Source organism: Bacteroides sp. 51 (assembly GCF_010500965.1).
Taxonomy (GTDB): Bacteria; Bacteroidota; Bacteroidia; order Bacteroidales; family Bacteroidaceae; genus Bacteroides.
Window position 1 is genome coordinate 1 of sequence record NZ_QVMI01000152.1, and the last position, 338, is coordinate 338.

At 36.7% G+C, this 338-nt stretch carries 1 pseudogene; it reads right to left on the bottom strand.

Features of this window, described 5'->3' with window-relative positions:
- Window positions 1-227: 227 nt before the first annotated feature.
- Window positions 228-338: pseudogene (locus D0T87_RS23910) on the bottom strand (MobA protein); the annotation flags it as partial.

Below are 338 nucleotides of genomic sequence, written 5' to 3' on the forward strand. Positions count from 1 at the left end.
TAAATCCAAAGGCAAAATCTCATCCGACTATAGTAGTTATAAAGAATGGGAAAATGCCAACTGGGCCGAGAAACAGCAAGTCTTTGCAGAAACAGTTGATAGGATAGGCGTTTACATCACTAAATGGAATGGGAACAACCAAACCAGCTAAAAGGCATCGGCTAATTACGAAGTTAATAATTTATTTCTTTGCTGACACAGTTTAAATTACAGCCTCTTCGACCACCTTATAATACTCTTTTCTCTAATTTGTAGAGTAAAGCGAGTGCTTTTTTTTCTGAAAAATTACTGTGCAATTCCTTTACAACTTGGTTGTAATTCGTTCCAACGGAACGGAA